Raw genomic sequence first — 4,975 nt, 5'->3', positions numbered from 1 at the left:
CACGCTCCTGCTCGTGGTTGTCGTACCCGCCGTGATCTGGGACGCCGACCAGCGCGGTCTGCACGACAAGGCGGTCGGCACGGTTCTCATCCGCACCTGACGGCTCCGCCCGACGGAGTCAGTCGCGGCCGCGGTTGCGCCGACGCGCCTCGCGCGGTGCTCGTCCGCCGAGGAAGGAACGGGCGGGGTCGACGATGTAGCCGCGGCGCAGGGCTTCACGCCCGATGAGCATCCGGAAGCCCATCTCGTCACGGTTGCTCAGCGTGACCTCCGCGAGCACTTCGCGATCCACGAGCCGGATCAGAAGCTCGACCACGAGCCGCTCCTGGGCATGCCCTGACGAGCTCCGCACGGCACGACGGTCGTGGATCGGGCACTCGACCACGACCGCGTCCTCCTGGCTGTCCTGCCAGGGTTTGACCTTGAAACGGACCCAGGGCTCGTCGTCCTGCTCGAACTCCACGATGTCGAAAGCGTGCAGCGATGAGGTGCGCGCACCCGTGTCGATCTTGGCCTTCAGCCAATCCACCCCGAGATCGGGCAGGCTCACCCATTCTCGCCACCCCGTAAGGGTGTTTGAATGGGGGGTAGTCCTACTCACCTGATACATCCTGGCAGGAAAAACCCCCCGTGAAGATCGCAGTGCTCTCCCGCGCGCCGCAGGCGTACTCCACCCAGCGTCTGCGTGCAGCCGCGCTCCAACGAGGGCACAACGTCAAGGTGCTCAACACGCTGCGCTTCGCCATCGACCTCACGGCCGATGAACCGGACCTGCATTACCGCGGACGACAGCTCAGCGACTACGACGCGATCCTCCCTCGCATCGGGAACTCGATCACCTACTTCGGCACGGCCGTCGTGCGTCAGTTCGAGCAGATGGACGTCTACACGCCGAACACCGCCAACGGCATCTCGAGCGCCCGTGACAAGCTCCGCGCGAATCAGATCCTCTCGCGCCACAACATCGCGATGCCGCCGACGGCCTTCGTGCGCAACCGCGCGGATGTGCGACCGGCGATCGAACGGGTCGGCGGAGCCCCGGTCGTCATCAAGCTGCTCGAGGGCACCCAGGGAATCGGGGTGATCCTCGCTCCGCAGGTGAAGGTCGCCGAGGCGATCATCGAGACCCTGCACTCGACCAAGCAGAACGTGCTGATCCAGAAGTTCATCGCGGAGAGCCGCGGACGCGACATCAGAGCGCTGGTCGTCGGCGACCGCGTCGTCGCCGCGATGCGACGTTCCGCTGCCGGTGACGAGTTCCGATCGAACGTGCACCGAGGAGGGTCCGTCGAGGCGGTCGAACTCGATCCCGTCTACGAGCGCGCGGCGGTGCGCTCGGCGCAGATCATGGGCCTGCGGGTCGCGGGTGTCGACATGCTCGAGGGCGAAGACGGTCCGCTGGTCATGGAGGTCAACTCCTCGCCCGGACTCCAGGGCATCGAGACCGCGACGAAGCTCGATGTCGCTGGTGCCATCATCGACTACATCGCGGGGCAGGTCGCTTTTCCGGAGATCGACGTGCGCCAGCGTCTCACGGTCTCAACGGGCTACGGTGTCGCCGAGCTCATGGTGCACGGTGCGGTCGACCTGGTCGGGAAGACGTTGGGCGAGGCGGGACTGTGGGAGCGGGACATCACGGTCCTCACGCTGCACCGCGGCGTCAGCGTGATCCCGAATCCCCGCAAGCACGTCGTGCTCGAAGCCGACGACCGGCTGTTCTGCTTCGGCAAGCTCGACGAGATGCGATCGATGGTCCCGGAACGTCGGCGTCGTCGGGCGAAAGTCCGTCGTCTGCCTCGGCAGCCGCTCTCCGAGTGAAGGAGAGAGCGCGGCCGTCCTCGAAGGAGGACGGCCGCGCTCTTGAGTCGTGCGGTGCGTGCGATCAGCGCGGACGCTGAGAGCGCACCTTCGTCGGGTCGATGCCCTTCGGGATCGGCAGCGAGGAAAGCGACTGCGACACCGAGTCGACGCGACGGATGACCGCGGCCATCGTCGCCTTGTCGATCGCCTTGGGGAGCTTCTTGATCGTCTTCGAGAGGTCGGCGATCGCGACTTCGTCGTCACCGTGTCCGACGTACAGAACGGTGACCGGGACGCCGTGCGCGACGCGCTGGGCCTTGCTGCGCTCCTCGTTCACGAGACGGGTCAGTCGTCCGCGTGCGCCTTCGCCGACGATGACGATGCCGCCGCGGCCGATGGTGCGGTAGACAGCTTCCTGCGTCTTCGGGTTGATGCCGACGGGAGTCTCCGAGGCCTGCCAACTGCGACCAAGGCTGGTGCTCAGCACGTGGCCGGTCGCACCGGGCATGCCGTCGATCTTGCTGTACATGGCAGAGGTCGAGAGCCGCGTCATCAGGAACAGGGCGCCGAGGATGCCGAGCATCAGACCCGTGATGCCCCACAGGACGAGCGTCCATACCTGGAAGGGAGGGATCAGATAACCCGCGACGAGCCCGAGCAGGACGCCGCCGATGAGGATCGCAGCCTGTGCCCACGGCAGCCAGGAGTAGGCCTCACGTGTGAACCGGAAGAGGGACTTGATCTGGGAGAAGAACCCAGGACGCTTTTCGGGTTCAGGAGCACGCTTTGCCATGAGCACCAGCCTACCGAGTCTGACGACCTCGTGATGTCGGCGTTCGCGTGGAGCGGAGCGGCCGGATTCCACTCCTCCTGCACTGCAGAGGCATCAGAGGGGATCCGTCCCGACGCTCCGCCCTGGCGGCTTCCGGGAGGATCTCCGCGGTGAGATGGAGGAATGGAAGACATCGCGATCGACGACGGTCGAGGAACGCCGCTCGTTCCGCGGGCGCACCGTGTGGTGCGCACCCTCGATCCCGCGGAGGGGCCCTTCTCGGGCACGCTCGTGACCCACGGCGATGAGGTGGTCGTCAGAGTGGATGTCGCGCGCCTCGGCGGATGGGCGGGATGGCGCTACTCGGGGACGGAACACATCGCCGCTCCCATCGACGTCAGCCGGCGCCGGGATGGTCACGACGCGTTGCTCCCGTGGTGCACGGATCGGGTGCGCGGATACCTGGGCCGTCGAGAGGCAGCGGGATCGGGCATCACTGCGGGGGAGATCAGCACTCTCGTCGTCAGCCTCCTTCGTGGACTCGACGAGTTGGGGGAAGGGATCGATGGGGTGCACACGGGCACGTGGTGGCTCACCGACGGTGGACGGCCTGTCTTCGTCATCGGGGAGGGCGCCGATGTCAGGGCCGGTGTGGTGGAGCTCGTCGAGCTTCTCGGCGATCAGACCGCGGACAAGGTGGTCCGTCGCGCCCTGTCGGGCATCGGAGAGGGGCTGCACAAGACTCTCGCTCAGCCGCGTCTGCCTCGCAAGCTCACGGAGGCATGGGAGACCATGGTGCTCGACGTCGCTGCGCCGCAGCCTCTCCGGCGCGAGTTCCACACCCCGGAGCGGGCTCGGGATGTCGCTCGGGCGGTCGGTCCCCGCGTCGCCGTGGCTCGGGAGAGAGCGCCGCTCCTGCGCGCGGACCGGGTCCGCCATCGGGACGCGGGTCGCACCCGCGCCATCAGCGCGATCGTCGACGTGGTGCAGAAGGCGATCATCGAGCTGCGCGCGCGCTCGGAGAGAGGGGCGCAACATCCTCACCGACGATCCACACGGCCGAGGAGGGGACGCGAGCGATCGACGGCTCGTTCGAAGGTCCGTCTGCGTTCCCTTGCCATCGCGGGAGGCGCCGCAGCGGCTGTGCTGGTGGGAGGACTGCTCCTTCCCGGTGGTGAGTCGGAGACAAGCGCCCGTGGCGCGCCCGGCAACACGGACACACCGGCGCCGGCATCCTCCGGGGAGGCGTCCGACGTCCCGACGCCCCGTGCGACGGATGTCGCGGAGAGCGAGGCCACGCAGCCGAGGTCTGCTGCGGCCGACGATCCCGTCGCGGCGCTGTCAGCGCTCCTGCGGATCATCGCGCAGTGCAGCGCCGATGGAGACGGCGCGTGTCAGAGCGCCGTGGCCGGGAATGCGGAGGGGATCGTCGATGCGCTCAGCGCGAAGCCCCGCGTTCCGACGGCACCCGAGCTGGTCGATGCCTACGGCGACGTGGCGGTCATGCGATTGCGTGCGATCCCCGAGAGCGATGCGGGGATGGCCGACGCCGCGTCCTCGGACGAGACCATCGTCGTCCTTTTCCGCACAGACGAGAAATGGCTGATCCGCGACGTCTATGACGTCGCGGATCAGCCAGGATGACTCGTGTCGGTCAGGCTCCGAGCTGAGCGGCGAACTGCGCAGCCTCGAGGCGGGCCTTCACGGCGCCGAGGAAGCGTGCCGCGTCTGCGCCGTCGATGATCCGGTGGTCGTAGGACAGCGCGAGGTACACGTAGGACCGGACGGCGATCGCATCCGCGCCGCCCACCTTGACGAGTCCGGGGCGCTTGACGACGGTACCGGTGCCCAGGATCGCCGACTGCGGGAGGAAGACCACAGGCGTGTCGAACAGCGCGCCGCGGGAGCCCGTGTTGGTCAGCGTGAAAGTTCCGCCGGCCAGCTCGTCGGGCTTCAGCTTGTTGTCGCGGGTGCGAGCAGCCAGATCGGCGATCTCGTGCGCGATCTGCGCGATGTTCTTCGAGGCGGCGTCGCGCAGCACCGGCGTGAGCAGTCCACGCTCGGTGTCGACGGCGATCGAGACGTTCTCGCTGGCCGGGTAGACGATGTTCTCGCCGTCGACCGTCGCGTTCACGATCGGGAACGCCTGCAGCGCTTCTGCGGTTGCGAGCGCGAAGAACGGCAGGAAGGAGAGCTTGTCACCCGTCTTCTCGAGGAAAGAAGCCTTCACGCTGTCGCGGTAGTCGGCGAGTGCGGTGACATCGACCTCGACGACCGTGGTCAGCTGGGCCGTCTGCTGCATCGACTCGACGGCACGCTTCGCGAGGACCTTGCGAAGCCGCGACATCGGCTGTGTCGTGCCGCGCAACGGCGAGACCTCGAGCGGCGCGGGAGCAGCAGGAG

At 67.7% G+C, this 4,975-nt stretch carries 5 protein-coding genes and 1 pseudogene; 3 read left to right on the top strand and 3 right to left on the bottom strand.

What is annotated here, in order from left to right:
• Positions 1–100 (top strand): annotated as a pseudogene (locus DSP71_RS23115) (RDD family protein); the annotation flags it as partial.
• Between the two features lie 18 nt (positions 101–118).
• Here DSP71_RS23115 and DSP71_RS04505 read toward each other — a convergent pair.
• On the bottom strand, positions 119–610 hold the full coding sequence (locus tag DSP71_RS04505; RefSeq protein ID WP_171010949.1) for an ATP-dependent zinc protease: 492 nt from the start codon (positions 608–610) through the stop codon (positions 119–121).
• 20 nt (positions 611–630) lie between these two features.
• Here DSP71_RS04505 and DSP71_RS04500 point away from each other — a divergent pair, with 20 nt between their 5' ends.
• A complete protein-coding gene (locus DSP71_RS04500) occupies positions 631–1,818 on the top strand; it encodes a RimK family alpha-L-glutamate ligase (protein WP_045264814.1) in 1,188 nt (395 codons plus the stop codon).
• A gap of 64 nt (positions 1,819–1,882) precedes the next feature.
• Here DSP71_RS04500 and DSP71_RS04495 read toward each other — a convergent pair whose 3' ends face one another.
• Positions 1,883–2,593 carry a DUF4191 domain-containing protein gene (locus DSP71_RS04495; protein WP_046749091.1) on the bottom strand — a complete coding sequence of 237 codons (711 nt, stop codon included), beginning with the start codon at positions 2,591–2,593 and terminating at the stop codon, positions 1,883–1,885.
• A 162-nt stretch (positions 2,594–2,755) separates the two neighbouring features.
• Between DSP71_RS04495 and DSP71_RS04490 the strand changes: the two genes are divergently transcribed.
• On the top strand, positions 2,756–4,216 hold the full coding sequence (locus DSP71_RS04490) for a hypothetical protein (protein WP_113680463.1): 1,461 nt from the start codon (positions 2,756–2,758) through the stop codon (positions 4,214–4,216).
• 10 nt (positions 4,217–4,226) lie between these two features.
• On the opposite strand, the gene DSP71_RS04485 is transcribed toward DSP71_RS04490, so the two are convergent.
• Positions 4,227–4,975: 2-oxo acid dehydrogenase subunit E2 (locus tag DSP71_RS04485; RefSeq protein ID WP_258546259.1), on the bottom strand; the 749-nt coding region annotated here is incomplete at its 5' end.

The sequence above is a fragment of the Microbacterium sp. H6 genome (genome assembly GCF_003314775.1).
In the GTDB taxonomy this organism is placed as follows: Bacteria; Actinomycetota; Actinomycetes; order Actinomycetales; family Microbacteriaceae; genus Microbacterium; species Microbacterium oxydans.
This window is presented reverse-complemented; position numbering and strand designations above follow the sequence as displayed.